The sequence below is a fragment of the Mycoplasma sp. NEAQ87857 genome, assembly GCF_009792315.1.
In the GTDB taxonomy this organism is placed as follows: Bacteria; Bacillota_I; Bacilli_A; order Mycoplasmatales; family Metamycoplasmataceae; genus Mycoplasmopsis.
The window spans coordinates 770,436-787,196 of sequence record NZ_CP045542.1 but is presented as its reverse complement, the minus strand read 5'-3'; the positions used below and the strand labels follow the sequence as shown (position 1 = coordinate 787,196).

Annotated in this window: 20 protein-coding genes, 2 tRNA genes and 2 rRNA genes; all 24 read right to left on the bottom strand. The window is 33.9% G+C overall.

Annotated features, from left to right (window positions below):
* Nucleotides 1–143: 143 nt before the first annotated feature.
* The 24 genes from GE118_RS02835 to rpsC all read right to left on the bottom strand — a co-directional run bounded on the left by GE118_RS02835 (nucleotide 144) and on the right by rpsC (nucleotide 16,760).
* Nucleotides 144–3,029: ribosomal RNA gene (locus GE118_RS02835) — 23S ribosomal RNA — on the bottom strand.
* Nucleotides 3,030–3,329: 300 nt separating this feature from the next.
* A 16S ribosomal RNA gene (locus tag GE118_RS02830) occupies nucleotides 3,330–4,834 on the bottom strand.
* The 16S and 23S rRNA genes sit together here, the layout of an rRNA operon.
* A 249-nt stretch (nucleotides 4,835–5,083) precedes the next feature.
* A complete protein-coding gene (locus GE118_RS02825; protein ID WP_158763931.1) occupies nucleotides 5,084–5,890 on the bottom strand; it encodes a TIGR00282 family metallophosphoesterase in 807 nt (268 codons plus the stop codon).
* A gap of 27 nt (nucleotides 5,891–5,917) precedes the next feature.
* Entirely contained in the window at nucleotides 5,918–6,934 is a 1,017-nt protein-coding gene (recA, locus tag GE118_RS02820; RefSeq protein ID WP_158763930.1) for a recombinase RecA, read from the bottom strand.
* A gap of 84 nt (nucleotides 6,935–7,018) precedes the next feature.
* Entirely contained in the window at nucleotides 7,019–7,285 is a 267-nt protein-coding gene (rpsO, locus tag GE118_RS02815; RefSeq protein ID WP_158763929.1) for a 30S ribosomal protein S15, read from the bottom strand.
* Between the two features lie 141 nt (nucleotides 7,286–7,426).
* A complete protein-coding gene (locus GE118_RS02810) occupies nucleotides 7,427–7,828 on the bottom strand; it encodes an MHO_1590 family protein (protein WP_158763928.1) in 402 nt (133 codons plus the stop codon).
* On the bottom strand, nucleotides 7,809–8,957 hold the full coding sequence (locus tag GE118_RS02805) for a hypothetical protein (protein WP_158763927.1): 1,149 nt from the start codon (nucleotides 8,955–8,957) through the stop codon (nucleotides 7,809–7,811). Before GE118_RS02805 ends, GE118_RS02810 begins: the two co-directional genes overlap by 20 nt.
* Nucleotides 8,947–9,372, bottom strand: a complete 426-nt coding sequence (locus tag GE118_RS02800; RefSeq protein ID WP_158763926.1) for an MG284/MPN403 family protein — start codon at nucleotides 9,370–9,372, stop codon at nucleotides 8,947–8,949. Before GE118_RS02800 ends, GE118_RS02805 begins: the two co-directional genes overlap by 11 nt.
* A gap of 168 nt (nucleotides 9,373–9,540) precedes the next feature.
* Complete coding sequence (gene proS / locus GE118_RS02795) at nucleotides 9,541–10,980, bottom strand: proline--tRNA ligase (RefSeq protein WP_158763925.1); 1,440 nt, start codon at nucleotides 10,978–10,980, stop codon at nucleotides 9,541–9,543.
* Nucleotides 10,981–11,050: 70 nt separating this feature from the next.
* Nucleotides 11,051–11,125, bottom strand: a tRNA-Gln gene (locus GE118_RS02790).
* A 4-nt stretch (nucleotides 11,126–11,129) separates the two neighbouring features.
* Nucleotides 11,130–11,213, bottom strand: a tRNA-Tyr gene (locus tag GE118_RS02785).
* 190 nt (nucleotides 11,214–11,403) lie between these two features.
* Nucleotides 11,404–11,838, bottom strand: coding sequence for a 50S ribosomal protein L15 (rplO, locus tag GE118_RS02780; RefSeq protein WP_199267023.1), 435 nt, complete (start codon nucleotides 11,836–11,838; stop codon nucleotides 11,404–11,406).
* A 10-nt stretch (nucleotides 11,839–11,848) separates the two neighbouring features.
* Nucleotides 11,849–12,469 (bottom strand): 30S ribosomal protein S5, encoded by a 621-nt coding sequence (rpsE, locus tag GE118_RS02775; RefSeq protein ID WP_158763923.1) that lies wholly within the window; start codon nucleotides 12,467–12,469, stop codon nucleotides 11,849–11,851.
* A 1-nt stretch (nucleotide 12,470) separates the two neighbouring features.
* Entirely contained in the window at nucleotides 12,471–12,821 is a 351-nt protein-coding gene (gene rplR, locus GE118_RS02770) for a 50S ribosomal protein L18 (RefSeq protein WP_158763922.1), read from the bottom strand.
* Between the two features lie 21 nt (nucleotides 12,822–12,842).
* On the bottom strand, nucleotides 12,843–13,382 hold the full coding sequence (gene rplF, locus GE118_RS02765; protein ID WP_158763921.1) for a 50S ribosomal protein L6: 540 nt from the start codon (nucleotides 13,380–13,382) through the stop codon (nucleotides 12,843–12,845).
* Between the two features lie 8 nt (nucleotides 13,383–13,390).
* Nucleotides 13,391–13,786 (bottom strand): 30S ribosomal protein S8, encoded by a 396-nt coding sequence (rpsH, locus tag GE118_RS02760; protein ID WP_158763920.1) that lies wholly within the window; start codon nucleotides 13,784–13,786, stop codon nucleotides 13,391–13,393.
* A 2-nt stretch (nucleotides 13,787–13,788) separates the two neighbouring features.
* The gene (locus GE118_RS02755; RefSeq protein ID WP_036463585.1) at nucleotides 13,789–13,974 is read right to left on the bottom strand and encodes a type Z 30S ribosomal protein S14; all 186 of its coding nucleotides are present in this window, start codon (nucleotides 13,972–13,974) and stop codon (nucleotides 13,789–13,791) included.
* Nucleotides 13,974–14,519, bottom strand: coding sequence for a 50S ribosomal protein L5 (gene rplE, locus GE118_RS02750; protein ID WP_158763919.1), 546 nt, complete (start codon nucleotides 14,517–14,519; stop codon nucleotides 13,974–13,976). The genes GE118_RS02755 and rplE overlap by 1 nt, the downstream gene beginning before the upstream one ends.
* Nucleotides 14,520–14,521: 2 nt before the next feature.
* On the bottom strand, nucleotides 14,522–14,848 hold the full coding sequence (gene rplX, locus GE118_RS02745) for a 50S ribosomal protein L24 (RefSeq protein WP_199267017.1): 327 nt from the start codon (nucleotides 14,846–14,848) through the stop codon (nucleotides 14,522–14,524).
* Between the two features lie 12 nt (nucleotides 14,849–14,860).
* A complete protein-coding gene (gene rplN, locus GE118_RS02740) occupies nucleotides 14,861–15,226 on the bottom strand; it encodes a 50S ribosomal protein L14 (RefSeq protein ID WP_158763917.1) in 366 nt (121 codons plus the stop codon).
* Nucleotides 15,226–15,495: a 30S ribosomal protein S17 gene (gene rpsQ, locus GE118_RS02735; protein WP_158763916.1), complete on the bottom strand. Its 270-nt coding sequence runs from the start codon at nucleotides 15,493–15,495 to the stop codon at nucleotides 15,226–15,228. The genes rplN and rpsQ overlap by 1 nt, the downstream gene beginning before the upstream one ends.
* A 2-nt stretch (nucleotides 15,496–15,497) precedes the next feature.
* Complete coding sequence (gene rpmC, locus GE118_RS02730) at nucleotides 15,498–15,689, bottom strand: 50S ribosomal protein L29 (protein ID WP_158763915.1); 192 nt, start codon at nucleotides 15,687–15,689, stop codon at nucleotides 15,498–15,500.
* Nucleotides 15,689–16,111: a 50S ribosomal protein L16 gene (gene rplP, locus GE118_RS02725; RefSeq protein WP_158763914.1), complete on the bottom strand. Its 423-nt coding sequence runs from the start codon at nucleotides 16,109–16,111 to the stop codon at nucleotides 15,689–15,691. The genes rpmC and rplP overlap by 1 nt, the downstream gene beginning before the upstream one ends.
* Nucleotides 16,089–16,760, bottom strand: coding sequence for a 30S ribosomal protein S3 (rpsC, locus tag GE118_RS02720; protein ID WP_158763913.1), 672 nt, complete (start codon nucleotides 16,758–16,760; stop codon nucleotides 16,089–16,091). The genes rplP and rpsC overlap by 23 nt, the downstream gene beginning before the upstream one ends.
* Nucleotide 16,761: the final 1 nt, after the last annotated feature.

Genomic DNA, 16,761 nt, shown 5'->3' with positions numbered 1-16,761 from the left:
TAAATTATAAGAGATATTGATGATATTAATAGTTAATTGTGGCTTAAAAACGCAATAAAAAAATCCCAATTAAGGGATTTTTTATGTTCTTTCAAAACTGAATAGTAAATAATAATTCATTAAAATGTCTAATATACATCTTAACTTTTAAACCTATCAATTTATTAGTAGTGGTCAGCTAAATGTATTGCTACACGTACACTTCCACCCTATCAACCTCATAGTCTATAAGGAATTTCAAGGGAATACTTATCTCTGAGGAGGCTTCCCACTTAGATGCTTTCAGCGGTTATCCTTTCCGTACTTAGCTACCCAGCTATGCTTTTGGCAAAACAACTGGAACACCAGGGGTACGTCCACTCCGGTCCTCTCGTACTAAGAGCAGCTCTCATCAATATTCCAACGCCCACATCAGATAGGGACCGAACTGTCTCACGATGTTCTGAACCCAGCTCGCGTACCGCTTTAATTGGCGAACAGCCAAACCCTTGGAACCAACTCCAGCTCCAGGATGCGATGAGCCGACATCGAGGTGCCAAACCTTGCCGTCGATGTGATCTCTTGGGCAAGATAAGCCTGTTATCCCCAGGGTAACTTTTATCCGTTGAGCGACTACCGTTCCATAACGTATAGCCGGATCACTAAGTCCTGCTTTCGCACCTGCTCGACTTGTAGGTCTCGCAGTCAAGCACACTTCTACCTTTGCGCTCTACATACGGTTTCTGACCGTATTGAGTGTACCTTTGAACGCCTCCGTTACCTTTTAGGAGGCGACCGCCCCAGTCAAACTACCCACCACGCACTGTCCCCCTACTGGATAACAGTAGCAGGTTAGAAACTCAACATACCAAGGGTGGTATTTCAAGGACGACTCCTTTAAGGCTAGCGCCTTAATCTCATAGTCTCCCACCTATCCTACACATGTTAGGCCAAGTTCCAATACGAAGTTGTAGTAAAGCTCCATGGGGTCTTTTCGTCTTGATGCGGGTACCCGGCGTTTTCACCGGGACCATAATTTCACCGAGTCCAATGTTGAGACAGTTGAGAGATCATTGCGCCTTTCGTGCAGGTCAGTATTTAGCCGACAAGGAATTTCGCTACCTTAGGACCGTTATAGTTACGGCCGCCGTTCATCCGGGCTTCACTTCAACGCTTCGCATAAGCTAACGCATCCGCTTAACCTTCGGACACTGGGCAGGCTTCACCCCCTATACATCACCTTGCGGTTTAGCAGAGAGCTGTGTTTTTGATAAACAGTTGCCCCTCACAATTTACTGTGGCCAACTTAATGTTGGCACCCCTTCTCGCGAACTTACGGGGTCATTTTGCAGAGTTCCTTAACATTGGTTTTCTCGCGCGCCTTAGAATACTCATCTTGGGAACGTGTGTCCGTTCTCGGTACAGGTACCATTTACTTTATAACGTTTAGAAGCTTTTCTTGGAAGCATGAAATCACACAATTAAAACAAAAGTTCTATGCATCGTAGATTCCGGTTATAGAATGCGCATTTAACTACATTCACCAGTCGCTACTTACCCCTAAATCCAATAATAGGTAGTGCTATCCTTCTCCGTCACTCCATCACTTGTAAAAGGTAGTACAGGAATATTAACCTGTTATCCATCGAATACGCTTTTCAGCCTCTCCTTAGGTCCTGACTAACCCTGGGTGGACGAACCTTCCCCAGGAAACCTTTCCCAATAGGCGTTGAGGATTCTCACCTCAAATCGTTACTCATACCGGCATTCTCACTTCTAAGCGCTCCACTAGTCTTCTCAGTCTAGCTTCACCGCACATAGAACGCTCCTCTAACGTACTTTCGTACCCGTGGCTTCGGTATTGTGTTTTACTCCCGTTACATTATTGGCGCAAGGTCTCTTGACTAGTGAGCTATTACGCACTCTTTAAAGGATGGCTGCTTCTAAGCCAACCTCCTAGTTGTTTATGAAACCTCACAACCTTTCTGACTTAACACAATTTTGGGACCTTAGCCGACGATCTGGGTTGTTGCCCTCGCGAGCCGGGACGTTAGCACCCCGGTTCCGACTGCATGATAATACACAATGGTATTCGGAGTTTGATTATAGTCAGTACCGCTAGGTGCGGCCATTCCATATTCAGTGCTCTACCACCAAAGTTTAACATCACACGCTAGCCCTAAAGCTATTTCGAGGAGAACCAGCTATCTCCAAGTTCGATTGGAATTTCTCCACTATTCACAAGTCATCCGGGCACTTTTCAGCGTACTACGGTTCGGTCCTCCACTTGGGGTTAGCCAAGCTTCAACCTGCTCATGAATAGATCACATGGTTTCGGGTATATATCAACATACTAAACGCCCTATTAAGACTCGATTTCTCTACGGCTCCGCTTTTTTCCACTTAACCTCGCATGTTAACATAACTCGCCGGTCCATACTGCAAGATGTACGCCATCACCCATTAACGGGCTCTGACTACTTGTAAGTAAGTAGTTTCAGATTCTATTTCACTCCCCTCCCGGGGTTCTTTTCACCTTTCCCTCACGGTACTAGTTCACTATCGGTGTCTGGTTAGTATTTAGCCTTACCGGATGGTCCCGGCGGATTCAGACAGGGTTTCACGTGCCCCGCCCTACTCAGGATACTACCAAAAGTCTTTACCATTTCGCATACGGGAGTATCACCCTCTATGCTTAAGTTTCCCAACTTATTCTGCTATGATAAAGATTTGTAACTTTATGTAGGTAGTCCTACAACCCCAACATAGTTGGTTTGGGCTCTTCCACGTTCGCTCGCCGCTACTGATGGAATCATTATTTATTTTCTCTTCCTGTTGCTACTAAGATGTTTCAGTTCACAACGTGTCTCGCAAATGGAACTATTTTATTCATTCCATAGCAACTAGACATTACTCTAGTTAGGTTTCCCCATTCGGAAATCCCCGCTTCGTAGCTTATATCCAGCTCCACGAGGCTTATCGCAGGTAATCACGTCCTTCATCGACTTCCAGACCCAAGGCATCCACTACTCACTCTTACTTATTTAAAAGTTGTTTTTCAATATTTACCTATTGTTGATGTATATTCAAAGACATTTCAATAAATTATTACATTGTAATAATTACTCGGTATCAAAACAAATTGACATATTAATATATAAATTTGTTGATGTCGTTGTAATATCTTTACTATTCAGTTTTCAAAGAACATAGAGAGAAAATTCTCTCAAAACTAGATATATCTATCGGACTATTATCAATAGTACATGACATTCTTGTAACATTTAAGCTGTTTTTATTAAAATAGTCTGGTTAAGGTTAATCGTTAAAACGATCATTGTACTCCGTAGAAAGGAGGTGATCCATCCCCACGTTCTCGTAGGGATACCTTGTTACGACTTCACCCCAGTCACCAGTCCTGCCTTAGGCAGTTGTCTCCGTAGTTAACAAAACCGACTTCGGGCATTACCAGCTCCCATGGTGTGACGGGCGGTGTGTACAAGACCCGAGAACGTATTCACCGTAGCGTAGCTGATCTACGATTACTAGCGATTCCGACTTCATGTAGTCGAGTTGCAGACTACAATCCGAACTGAGAATGGTTTTTTGAGATTTGCTCCACGTCGCCGTATTGCGTCTCTTTGTACCATCCATTGTAGCACGTGTGTTGCCCCACTCGTAAGAGGCATGATGATTTGACGTCGTCCCCACCTTCCTCCCAATTACTCGGGCAGTCTCCTTAGAACATTTAACTAAGGACAAGGGTTGCGCTCGTTGCAGGACTTAACCGAACATCTCACGACACGAGCTGACGACAACCATGCACCATCTGTCATTCCGTTAGCCTCCACTATATCTCTATAGCTTTGCGGAAGATGTCAAGAGTGGGTAAGGTTCTACGCGTATCTTCAAATTAAACCACATGCTCCACCGCTTGTGCGGATCCCCGTCAATTCCTTTAAGTTTCACTCTTGCGAGCATACTACTCAGGCGGATGATTTAATGCGTTAGCTGTGCCGATGGTTTCCATCAGCTAATCATCATCGTTTACGGCGTGGACTACCAGGGTATCTAATCCTGTTTGCTCCCCACGCTTTCGTCTCTCAGTGTCAATATGTGCCCAGTTAGCTGCCTTCGCCATGTTGGTGTTCTTCCTAATATCTACGCATTTCACCGCTTCACTAGGAATTCCGCTAACCTCTACACAATTCTAGTATGCCAGTATCCAACGCGATTTGGGGTTGAGCCCCAAGTTTTGACGTCAGACTTAACATACAACCTACAGACGCTTTACGCCCAATAATTCCGGATAACGCTTGCAACCTATGTATTACCGCGGCTGCTGGCACATAGTTAGCCGTTGCTTTCTGACAAGGTACCGTCAAGACAAAGGCATTTCCTCCTCTGTTTTTTCTTCCCTTATAACAGCAGTTTACAACCCGAAGGCCGTCTTCCTGCACGCTGTGTCGCTCCATCAGACTTTCGTCCATTGTGGAAAATTCCCTACTGCTGCCTCCCGTAGGAGTCTGGGCCGTATCTCAGTCCCAGTGTGGCGGATCAGTCTCTCAACCCCGCTAAACATCATCGCCTTGGTAAGCCATTACCTTACCAACTAGCTAATGTTTCGCACCCCGATCCTCTAGTGAAGCAAACGCTCCTTTTATATTAAAATCATGCGATTTTAATAAGTATCCGGCATTAGCGCTAATTTCTCAGCGTTATTCCAATCTAGAGGGCACGTTAAGTACGTGTTACTCACCCATTCGCCGCTAGGTTCAAAAGAACCTCGCTCGACATGCATGTATTAGGCACACAGCCAGCGTTCATCCTGAGCCAGGATCAAACTCTCGAAAAAATTGACTGTCATGTATTGTATATATCTAGTTTTCAAAGAACTTTCTTTAGCAAAATTGTTTGCTTAACTATTATAACAATAAAATTATTTATTCAAAATATTTTTTTAATTTTTTGAAATACTTTTTATAAAACTTTACCGCTAATTTTTGTTGCTTAGGTATGATACCATAATTCAAACCAAACCCAAAGAGTTTTTTAATATTTTTTTGAATATTTTTAAGAAATTAAAAAACCAACAAAAGTTGGTTTAGTAATTAATGTTCATAATATTTATAGGTTTGATTTTATTTAATGATTTATCTTCATATAGTTTAATTACAACAGCATTAAATTGACATAGGTTATCACTTACTTTAAATGGTTCTCTTGCATCATAACGCATCTTTTTATACACTTCTTCAAAATTTGCTCCAATAGCACAATTTTGAGGTCCTGTCATACCTGCATCAGTAATATAACAAGTACCTTGTGGTAAAACTCTTGCATCATTAGTTTGCACATGAGTATGAGTACCACAAATAGCATCAACTTTACCATCACAGTATAAACCAAACACATTTTTTTCACTAGTTGTTTCACCATGGAAATCAATAAAGTGAAAATCTGCTTGGTTAGCATCAAGCAATAAATCTACTGCATCAAAAAAATCATCTGCCATTTCTTCATTTCAAGGTTTTAATAAAGTATTAAAACTTCTTCCCATCATTGAAGTAACTCTTAAAGTTATATCGTTTACTTTAAATTCTTTTGATCCTAATCCTGGATAATCAATTGAGACATTAAACGGACGAATTACATTAGAGTTTTCAATAAAGCTAAATATTTCATCATTAGCTCAAATATGATTTCCCATAGTAATAGCGTTAATACCAATGTTTAACATAGTTTGATAGTCATTTAAGCTCAATCCTTTTCTACCAGTTGTATTTTCTCCTTGAGCAATAACAAAATCAATTTGATGTTCTTTGATTAAAGCTGGTAATAATTTTTCTACTGTTTTTAAACCAGGTTGTCCAAATATATCTCCTATAAATAATATTTTTATATGTTTCATAATCGATATTATAATGAATTATTTAAATTATTGTGTATTCAACTTTGAAATTGATGAAATAATTAAATCTTTTAATTCGGGATTTGATTCAATAAATTCCTTAATATTTTTCTTTCCTTGTCCAATGTTTTTATCTTGATAGCTATATCAAGAACCTTTTTTCTCAAAAATATTATTTGCAATTGCAATATCTACAAGTTCACTAGTTTTATCAATACCTTTTGAGAAGTAAATTTCACTTTGAGTATTTTTATATGGAGCTGATAATTTGTTTTTTACTATTTTAAATTTAACTTCATTACCTACAATGTCTTTAGATTCATTGATTGCTTGACCTTTACGTACTTCAATTCTAATGCTTGAATAGAATTTTAAAGCTCTACCACCAGGAGTAGTTTCAGGATTACCAAAAATAACTCCAACTTTTTCTCTAATTTGGTTAATAAAAATAATAGTAGTTTTATTTTTATTAAGATTACCAGTTATTTTTCTTAAAGCTTTAGACATTAAGCGAGCTTGAGCACCAATTTGTTGATCTACCATTTCTCCATTTAATTCAGCTTCAGGTACTAAAGCAGCTACTGAATCTACAACAATTAAATCTACTGCACCAGTTTTGGCTAAAATATCAACTATTTCTAAAGCTTGTTCTCCACTATCTGGTTGAGCTAGAATTAAATTATCTATATCAACCCCTATGCTTGCAGCATATCCTGAATCAATTGAATGCTCAGCATCAATAAAAGCTGCTACTCCATTGTTCTTTTGAACTTCAGCAATAGTGTGTAATGTTAAAGTGGTTTTACCACAACTTTCAGGTCCATAAATTTCTACAATTCTCCCTTTAGGAAATCCACCAATACCTAAAGCATAATCCAATGCATAGCTTCCACTGTGAAAAGTATCAACAGATACATCAGGTACATCACCTAAAAGCATAATTGATTCTTTTCCAAATTTTTTCTCAATTTCTTGTAAGGTATTTTTAATTATTTTCTTATTTTCAATTCCAATTTGATCTTCAGTTTTTCTATTTTGTTCCATTGTTCCTCCATATTGTAAATAAGAAATTTGTTCTTATGAACTAAAAAAGGACAAAAAAAAGAAAAGTCGCTAGGCGACTTTATATTATTTACGAATGTTTAATGCTTCAATACATTGGCTGTATGCGTTAAAATCAGATTCTTTTAAGTGTTTTAAAAGAACTTTACGTTGAGAAATTTTAGCTAAAAATCCTCTACGTGAGTGATTATCTTTTGGATTATTTTTGAAGTGTTCTTTTAAAGATTCAATGTGTTCTGTTAAGATTGCGATTTGAACAACAGCATTTCCTGTATCTTTTTCATTTTTACCAAATTGTTTGATTAATTCAGCTTTTCTATTTTTTGAAACCATAATATCTCCTTTATTTCATATTATGTTTTATTCCTAGTGATAACCTTGGTTAACCCAAGAATAAAATTTATGTTTTATAGTTGCTTGCTTATTATATCTAAATATTGGAAAAATTTATTTTTTTATTTTTTATTTAAGAACTTATGATTTTAATAAAACTTGATATTGTTTTTCTTCAATTTCATCATTGTACTGTCATTTGAAAAAAATGTGAATTTCTTGTTTGTTAATGATTTTATAATCAAAATATAAGCTACCATTAGCGGCATTAATTCTGGTTGCTATATCTTGCACAATTGCTAATGCTATTTCATCATCAATGTAATTAGTATTAAAATTATTTGTTTTGATAAAGGAGTTAAAATAATTGCTTTCTAGTTTTGGAAATTTGCTTTTAATGGTAATTGGTGGTTTTGGTTGTTTGACTATGGGTTTAGTATTAGTTTGCTTTTTAGCAAAATATCTATAAGCATAATACCCACTTGCAGAAACAATCAATACCAAGCTAATTAAAATAAAAATTTTATATTTCCTTTTCTTCATCTTTTTTGTAATTAACAAACATATTTCAATTTCAAGTATCAATACTTAATAATTCTAATAACTTAGTTAAATCTAATTTAAATCGATATTTAGGAGGTTTAAGCTGTATTTCATTAATTTGGATATAGTGTAAATTAGATTTAATTTTAGGTTTATTTTGATTAAATGAATAAGTATATGCAATAGTACCTTTAAATAATACATTTTCTAAAGTAACCTTTTGTACCAAATCTCCTTGAAATAAACTAGGGATGATTAATCCTCTTTGAGATTTAATAGTTTGATTAATATCTAGACTCTTTTTGTCATTAGCTATTGAGCTATAAACATCTAGTTTGATATTAATTGTTTTATTTTTAAGATTATCTTCACTAGCAGCTAGTAAATCAGTATTTAAGGGTTTTAATGGTAGAATTTGAGTTTTAATTAAAGGTGGAAATTCAAAATATTTAACCATCAATCCTGGATAATCAATGACTTCTACTTCATTAGGTGTGATTTTAGTATATTTTTTTAAGTTATAAATTCGAACTTGTAAAATGTCATCAACATTAAGTTTCTTATTTAATAAATTTCAAGTAAATACATAGCGGGTAAAAAAATGATAAATAACTGCTTTAGATTTATGGGTAAAATGGATGTGTGTTGTGTGGGGAACAGTTATTGTATTAATTCTAAATGAATTAAATAAGCTAAATTTTACTGTTTCAAATTTTGATAACTTTACTAAATAACTAACAATTGGTTCATTATTTGGATTTTGATCTTTATAAATTAAAAGTTCAATTGATTGCAATTTCTTAAAATCAATAGCAGTTTTATTTAGATCAACTTCAATTTGAGTTTTATCTGTGTATTCATCAACTAAAATCTTATTATTAACTTTAATTAGAATGTGCTTAAAAAAGATATCAGTAGCATTGATTTTAAAATTTAAAAAAGTATTATTTTCTTCTTTAAAGATTTTAGTCATACCAAATTGGACATTAAATTTTTTTTCATTATAAAAGTCTAATAAATATGGTTTGCTATTGACCTTAGTAGTAGCTTTAATTTGATTATTATGTATTACAATATTGTTTTTATTAGATCATGAATAAGAATTATTAATTCCATAGTTATAAAACATGGTTAAAGTAATAACCTACAAATTCTTGCACTGCTTCTTTTTTTCTTTTATAAAAAGTAGTTTTTGAAAAATGTTCTAAATACCATCTCCCATCAAATTTGGTTTCAGGATCTAAATAACATTTTTCAATTAATCAAGCAGTATGTGGATGCATTAATTTTAAAACTATTTCAATTAAGGTTCCTTTACCTTTGATTTTTTCTTCTAATAATTCTTGTTTTTGTTTGAGATCGATTTGATCATGCTTGTTTTTCATCATAAATTTTAAACGTAATAATTTTTCTTTTAACAACAAGACATAAAAATCATGAGTTTTAAAAATTTCATCTATCACTTTACATTGCTGTACATAAAGTTGCTTTTCTAAGAGGGTTTCATTATCATTTGTTAAATCATTGTCTAATTCATAATTCATATATATTCCTTCAACCTCCTATATCAACTATAAAAAAATATCAGCAAAATAGCAAAATAAGTACTAAAATCGGAAAAAAACTTTTTTGGAGTTTTTAGAGTAATTTCAGTTGATAAAAAGCTTGAAAATTAAATAAAAAAATACTAAATATTATAAATATTTAGTATTTTAATATGCTTTTGCAAATATAACATATCTATTGGTTTTTTTCTTACAATTTGTGAAAATACATTCCACATTTTTAGCAGGTTTCGTCATTGTTCTAGGGATACATCTTGTAGTTGCACCGGTTTCTTGTTTAATCTTTTCTTCAGCTTCACTTAAACAACAAAATGGAGCAATTACAAATTTATTTTGTTTAATAAGTTCAACAAATTCATCATAACTATTAGCATAAACTGTGTTATCATCTAAGTTTTGTTTAGCACGATTATAAAGATTTTGATGAATATCTTCAAGTAAGAATTTAACAGTAGTTTTAACATCTTTAAGGTTAACATTGATTTTTTCTAAAGTATCTCTACGCACAATAGTTACTTCATTTTTTTCTAAGTCTCTAGGACCAACTTCGATTCTTAGTGGAACACCTTGAATTTCACTATTTGCAGCTTTAAATCCAGGGTTTTTATCGCTGTTATCTAAATTAACACGGTATACTCTAGATAAATCAGCATAAAGTTTTTTAGCAACTTCTGATACTTTTGGAGATTTTTTGCTAAATAACTCAAGAACGTCAATTTGAGTTGGAGCTACTTTAGGAGGGATAATAATACCACGATTGTCACCGTGGGTCATAATTATCGCACCTATTAATCTAGTAGTTACACCTCATGAAGTTTGATACACATGTTCTAATTCATTATTCTTATTTTTAAATGTAATTTCATATGGTTTTGAAAAGTTTTGTGCTAAATAATGACTAGTACCAGCTTGAAGTGCTTTACCATCTTTCATCATCGCTTCAACAGTATAAGTTGAACAAGCACCAGCAAATTTTTCATGTGGAGTTTTTTTACCAACTATAACAGGTATAGCTAAATATTTTTTTAAGAATTTAGCATAAGTGTTAATCATTGAGATGGTTAGTTTTCTAGCTTCGATTGCTGTTGAATGACATGTATGTCCTTCTTGTCATAAAAACTCTCTAGTTCTTAAAAAAGGATTAGTAGTTTTTTCTCATCTTAAAACATTAGCTCATTGATTATAAACTAGTGGTAAATCATTATATGATACAATTGATTTTTTAAAAAAATCTGCGAATAAAACTTCTGATGTAGGACGAATATAAAGCTTTTCGTTTAAGTCTCTATCACCAACTTTGGTAACTGTAGCAAGCTCTGGATTAAATCCTTGAACATGATCTTTTTCTTTTTCGAATAAATGCTCAGGAATTAATAATGGTAAATAAACATTTTGAATACCTTTAGCTCTAAAAACTTTATTTAAATTGAATTGAATAAGTTCTCATATACCATATGAATTAGGTTTAAAAATAATTGTTCCCTTTGCAGGACCATAAGATATTAAGTTTCCGTTTTTAACAACATCTGTATATCATCTTGCAAAATCTTTTTCTAATGGGGTAATCTTTTCTAATTCATTTTTCATATTAAAGGTATTTTACAACAAAAAACTAACTTTTTGATAAAGAAATAAAAAAAATCACCGTATGGTGATATGGCTGTCCCAGTTAGATTCGAACTAACGCATGTCGGAACCAAAACCCGATGCCTTACCGCTTGGCTATGGGACAATAATGGTGGGGGGAGAGGGATTCGAACCCCCGAATCCTAAGAAAGTGGGTTACAGCCACCCGCATTTGGCCGCTTTGCTATCCCCCCGTTTTTGGTTGCTTTAATATTATATATTAAAATTATTTTTTACAAAATATTTTTTAATATTTTTAGATATTATTATTTACTAAACATCTTAGGTTGTTTAGTAAATATATTTTATCACATTTAATAAAATAGCAAAATAAAAAACTAGGGAAATTCCCTAGCTTAATGATTTAAGATTTTGTTGTTTTAATTATAATTCTTCAACTTTTCCGCCAGCAGCTTCTACAGCTTCTTTAGCAGCAGCACTTACTTTGTGCACTTTAATTGTAAGAGCTTTTGATAATGTACCATTAGCTAAAAGTTTAATAGGCATTGTTCTTTTTACTAATCCTTTAGCAAAAAGTGATTCGATTGTTACTTCTTCATTTGCTTGATAGTTATTTTCTAATTGAACTAAGTTAACCACTTGGTATTCAACGTGATTTACGTTTTTAAATCCACGTTTTCCAATACGACGGAATCATGGAGTTTGACCCCCTTCGAATCCTAATCTATGACCTTTACGTTTGTTTTGACCTGATTGACCTTTACCAGCTTGTTTACCTTTACCAGCAGCGTGTCCACGACCTTTACGGTGTTTTTCTGGTCTTGAACCTTCTGTGTAAGATAATTCGTTTAATCTAATTCTTGCCATATTATTCAAAGTCCTTTACTTTTTTATCTCTAATATCTGCAATTTGTTCTACAGTTCTTAAAGTTTTAAGAGCTTCAACAGTAGCTTTTACGGTGTTGGCTTTTGAACGTGATCCATAAGTTTTTGTAACAATGTCGGTGTAACCTGCTAACTCAACTACAGCACGTACTGTTCCTGAAGCAATAAGTCCTTTTCCTTTTGGAGCTGGTTTTAACATAACTCTAGAAGCTAAGAATTTAGCTTTAGTTTCATGTGGTACTGTACCATTAACAACTGGTACTGTTACTAAATTGTTTTGAGCGTCTTTGATAGCTTTTTTAATTGCATCTGGAACTTCGTTAGCCTTACCGTGTCCATATCCAACTTGACCTTTTTTGTTTCCTACTACAACAAAGGCTGAAAAACTAAATCTTCTTCCACCTTTAACAACTTTAGTAACTCTAGCAATATCAACTACTTTTTCAGTAAATTCTGATTCTTGTCTTTGTCTTCTTGGTCTTCTGTTTGCAAAACGTCTTTCTGGTTTTTGGTTATCTTTGTTTGGTTTTGAAGCAACTCTTTTAGCAGAAACTTCTTTTGTTCCAGCTTGTTCTGTTGCTTTAATGTTTTTTTGGTTTTCCATACTAGAATTTAACTCCTTTTTCTCTTACAGATTCAGCAAATGCTTTAACACGTCCATGGAAAATGTATCCTGAACGATCGAAAACAACTTCTTTAATACCTAATTTATTAATAGCATCACCCATTAATAAACCTAATTCTTTAGCAGCAGCTACATTTCCACCATAAGTAGAATCTTTAAGTGTAGAAACACTTGCTAATGTAATACCTTTAGTATCATCAATAAGTTGAGCATAAAAGTTTTGGTGTGATTTATATACATTTAAACGTGGTTTTGTGCTTGTTCCAGATAAGTGTTGACGTAAACGAACGTGTTTAACTTTTCTAGCTTGATTTCTTGATAATTTTGCCATAATTTTTTCCTTACAACTTCATTATTTAGAAGCTGTTTTTCCTTCCTTACGTCTAATTTGTTCACCTTTGTAAGAAATACCTTTTCCTGAATAAACATTAGGTTTTCTTACACCACGAACTACAGCAGCAAAGTGCCCTACGCTTTGTTTGTTAATTCCGCTAACTGATACTTCAGTTGGTTTACCAATTGTAACTTTTACATCTTCTGGAATATCTAAAACAACAGGGTGTGAATAACCAGCAGAAATTTCTAATTGGTTACCTTTTAATACAGCTTTGTACCCAACCCCTTTAATTTCTAAATCTTTTTTGAACCCATTTGTAACACCTTCAATCATGTTTGAAATGTGTGCATTTGTGGTTCCGTGTAATTGTTTTGTGTGTTTTGCTTCGTTTGCACGAAGTGTTTTTACTAAGTTATCTTCTACATTAATTGTGATTAAAGAGCTAAATTCTCTTTCTAATGTACCTAATTTACCTTTAACAGTAACTTTAGTACCTTCTACAGTAACAGTAGTTCCTGCAGGAATTGTTAATATTCTATTTCCAACACGAGACATACTTTTACCTATCAAATGTAAGCGATGATTTCACCACCAACATTTTCCTTTCTAGCTTCTTTTCCAGTCATAAGACCTTTTGATGTAGAAATAATAACTGTTCCGTATCCTGATAGAACTGAAGGAATTTCTTCTGACTTAACATAAACTCTAAGTCCAGGTTTTGAAACTCTTTTAATTCCAACAATAGCAGCTTGACCTTTTTTGTATTTTAATGTAACAACAATAGCTTTTTTAGTTCCTTCACCTTCAACAGCGTATGAACTAATGTACCCTTCTTCTAAAATTAACTTAACAATAGCTTCTTTTTTAACTGAATAAGGAATTGATACAGTTTTATGCTTTCTGATGTTAGCATTTTTAATACGAACGATTAAATCTGAAATTGGATCTGTAATAAACATAATTATCAACTCGCTTTCTTCATACCTGGAATTTTACCTTCATGTGCAAGGTTTCTAAAACAGATACGACATACTTTATATTTTCTTAAAACAGCATGAGGACGTCCACATAATTCACAACGTGTGTAAGCACGTGTTGAGAATTTAGGGTGACGTTTTGCTTTTTCGATTAATGCTTTTCTAGCCATTATTTAGCTCCTTTTTTTTCAAATGGTACACCTAATAATTCTAAAAGAGTTTTAGCTTCTTTGTTAGTTTTTGCTGATGTTACAATAAGAACGTCAAGTCCTTTAATACGACGAATTTTGTCAAATTCGATTTCTGGGAAGATAATTTCTTCTTTAATACCTAAAGCGAAATTTCCTCTTCCATCAAATGCTTTAGGATTTGCACCACGGAAATCTCTAATACGTGGCATTGCAACGTTAATTAATTTTTCTAAAAAGTCTCACATTCTATCTCTACGAAGAGTAACTTTCCCTCCCATAGGCATTCCTTCACGAAGTTTTCATGAAGCGTTTGATTTTTTAGCTTTAGTTTGAAATGGTTTTTGAGATGAGATTAAAGTAAGTTCGTTTAAAACTTCTTCAATAGCTTTTGAGTTTGAAACTTCTTTTCCAGCAGTCATGTTTAACACGATTTTTTCAATTCTTGGAACTTCCATGATAGATGAGTAGTTGAATTTTTCTAATAAAGCAGGTACAACTTTTTCTTTATAAGTTTGTTTTAACATAATTAAATTTCCTTCTTAGTCTTTCTTACAACTCTCACTTTTTTTCCATCTTTGTTCATGTACCCAAGTTTTGAAAATTCAGCTGGAGAGTTTTTAGCAGCTTTTTTAACTAAATATGCTACGTTTGAAGCGTGAATTGGAGCTTCGATTTCAGTTTTAGATCCATCTTGATTTTGTTGAGTAGGTTTGTTATGTTTAACAACGATATTAAGGTCTTTAACGATAACTCTGTTTTCTTTGTGTAATACTTTTTCGATTCTTCCGATTTTTCCTTTTTCTTTTCCAGCTATTACAATAACTTCATCATTTTTCTTGAATTTAATTTTCATCATAACTCCTTATTATAATACCTCTGGTGCTAAAGAAACGATCTTTGGATATTTCTCACGAATTTCACGTGCAACTGGCCCAAAAACACGTGTTCCACGAGGTGTTCCATCTTCTTTAAGTATTACTACTGCATTATCATCAAAACGAATGTATGATCCATTATCACGTGCGATACCATAACGTGAACGAACAACAACCGCTTTAACTACTTGACCTTCTTTAACCATACCGTTTGGCATTGCTTTTTTAACTGAACATACAATTACATCACCAATTTTTGCAATCTTTTTCTTTGAACCACCTAAAATACGGATAACTCCGATTTCTTTTGCACCTGAGTTATCTGCAACGTTTGCTCTTGATAATTCTAAAAGCATTAATTAGCTCCTTCAACTGCAGTTTCTTTAATTGAAACTAATCTAAAACGTTTGGTTTTTGAAAGTGGTCTTGTTTCCATAATAACAACGATGTCATTAAGTTTTGCTTCTTGGTTTTCATCATGAACTGCAAAACGTTTAGTTGATTTGAAACGTTTTGAGTATAATGGGTGTTTTTTGTATGTGTCAACAGCAACGATAATTGTTTTAGCACTTTTTCCTGCTGAAACAACTGTACCAACTAATGTTTTTCTTGTGTTTCTTTCCATAACTATTTAACCTCTTTTTCATTTAAAGCTGTAAGAGCTTTAGCAATATCTTTTCTAATAACTGAAATTTTGTGTGTTTCTTTTAAATCACCTGTTACGTTTCTATATCTTAAAGTAAATAATTCAGCTTTTAAATCAGCAACTAATTGTGTAAGTTCTTCAACTGATTTCTTTTGTAAATCTTTATAAAGCATTATTTATCTCCTTCTTCTTTTTTAACAATTCTTCATTTAACAGGTAATTTGTGTCCAGCAAGACGTAAAGCATCACGAGCGATTTCTTCAGAAACTCCTGAAACTTCAAACATCATTGTGTTAACTTTAACTGCTGTGTATCATAATTCAGGTGTACCTTTTCCAGATCCCATACGAACCCCAATAGGTTTACTTGTTTTAGCAAAGTGTGGGAAGATACGGATAATAACTTGTCCTTCACGTCCCATTCTACGTGTAGCAGCAATACGAGCTGATTCAATTTGTCTTGATGTTACTCAAGCAGAAGTAACAGCTTGAAGTCCAAATTCTCCAAAAGAAACTTTGTTTCCTTTTGTTGCTTTACGTTTGTCGTGTTTTACTAAAAATGGTTTTCTGTATTTAGTTCTTTTTGGTTGAAGCATGTTTATCTCCTTCCAAAATTTCACCTAATGATACTCAAACTTTAACTCCAATAGCACCATATGTTGTTCTAGCTGTTGCTGTTGCATAATCAACATTTTGTCTAAGTGTATGAAGTTTCATTTCTCCTTCAGAATATCCTTCTGTTCTAGCCATATCAACACCGTTTAAACGTCCTGAAACTGCGGTTTTAATACCTTTAGCTCCATTACGCATTGCACTTCTAATAGCTATTTTTTGAGCTGAACGGAAGCTTTCACGGTTTTCTAATTTTGTTGCAATCATTTCTGCAAGTAATCTTGCATTTAAATCAGGGTTTTTAAGTTCAACTACTTGTAAGTTTAATTGTAGTGATCTGTTTTTTAAGTATTTTTGTAATTTTACTGTTAATTCTTGAATGTTTTTACCTTCTTGCCCTAATAAAGCAGCAGGTTTAGCTGTATGTAAAACAACTGTTACTTTGTTGTTTCTGTTTCTTTTAACTTGTACTTGACCTAATTGATATTGACGTACTAATTTATCAAAGAATTTATAAATTTTAGCATCTTCAACTAAATATGATCCAAAGTTAGCTTTTTCAGCGAATCATTGAGAATTGTGTGCTTTTGTAACTCCATAACGGAATCCATTAGGATTAACTTTTTGTCCCATA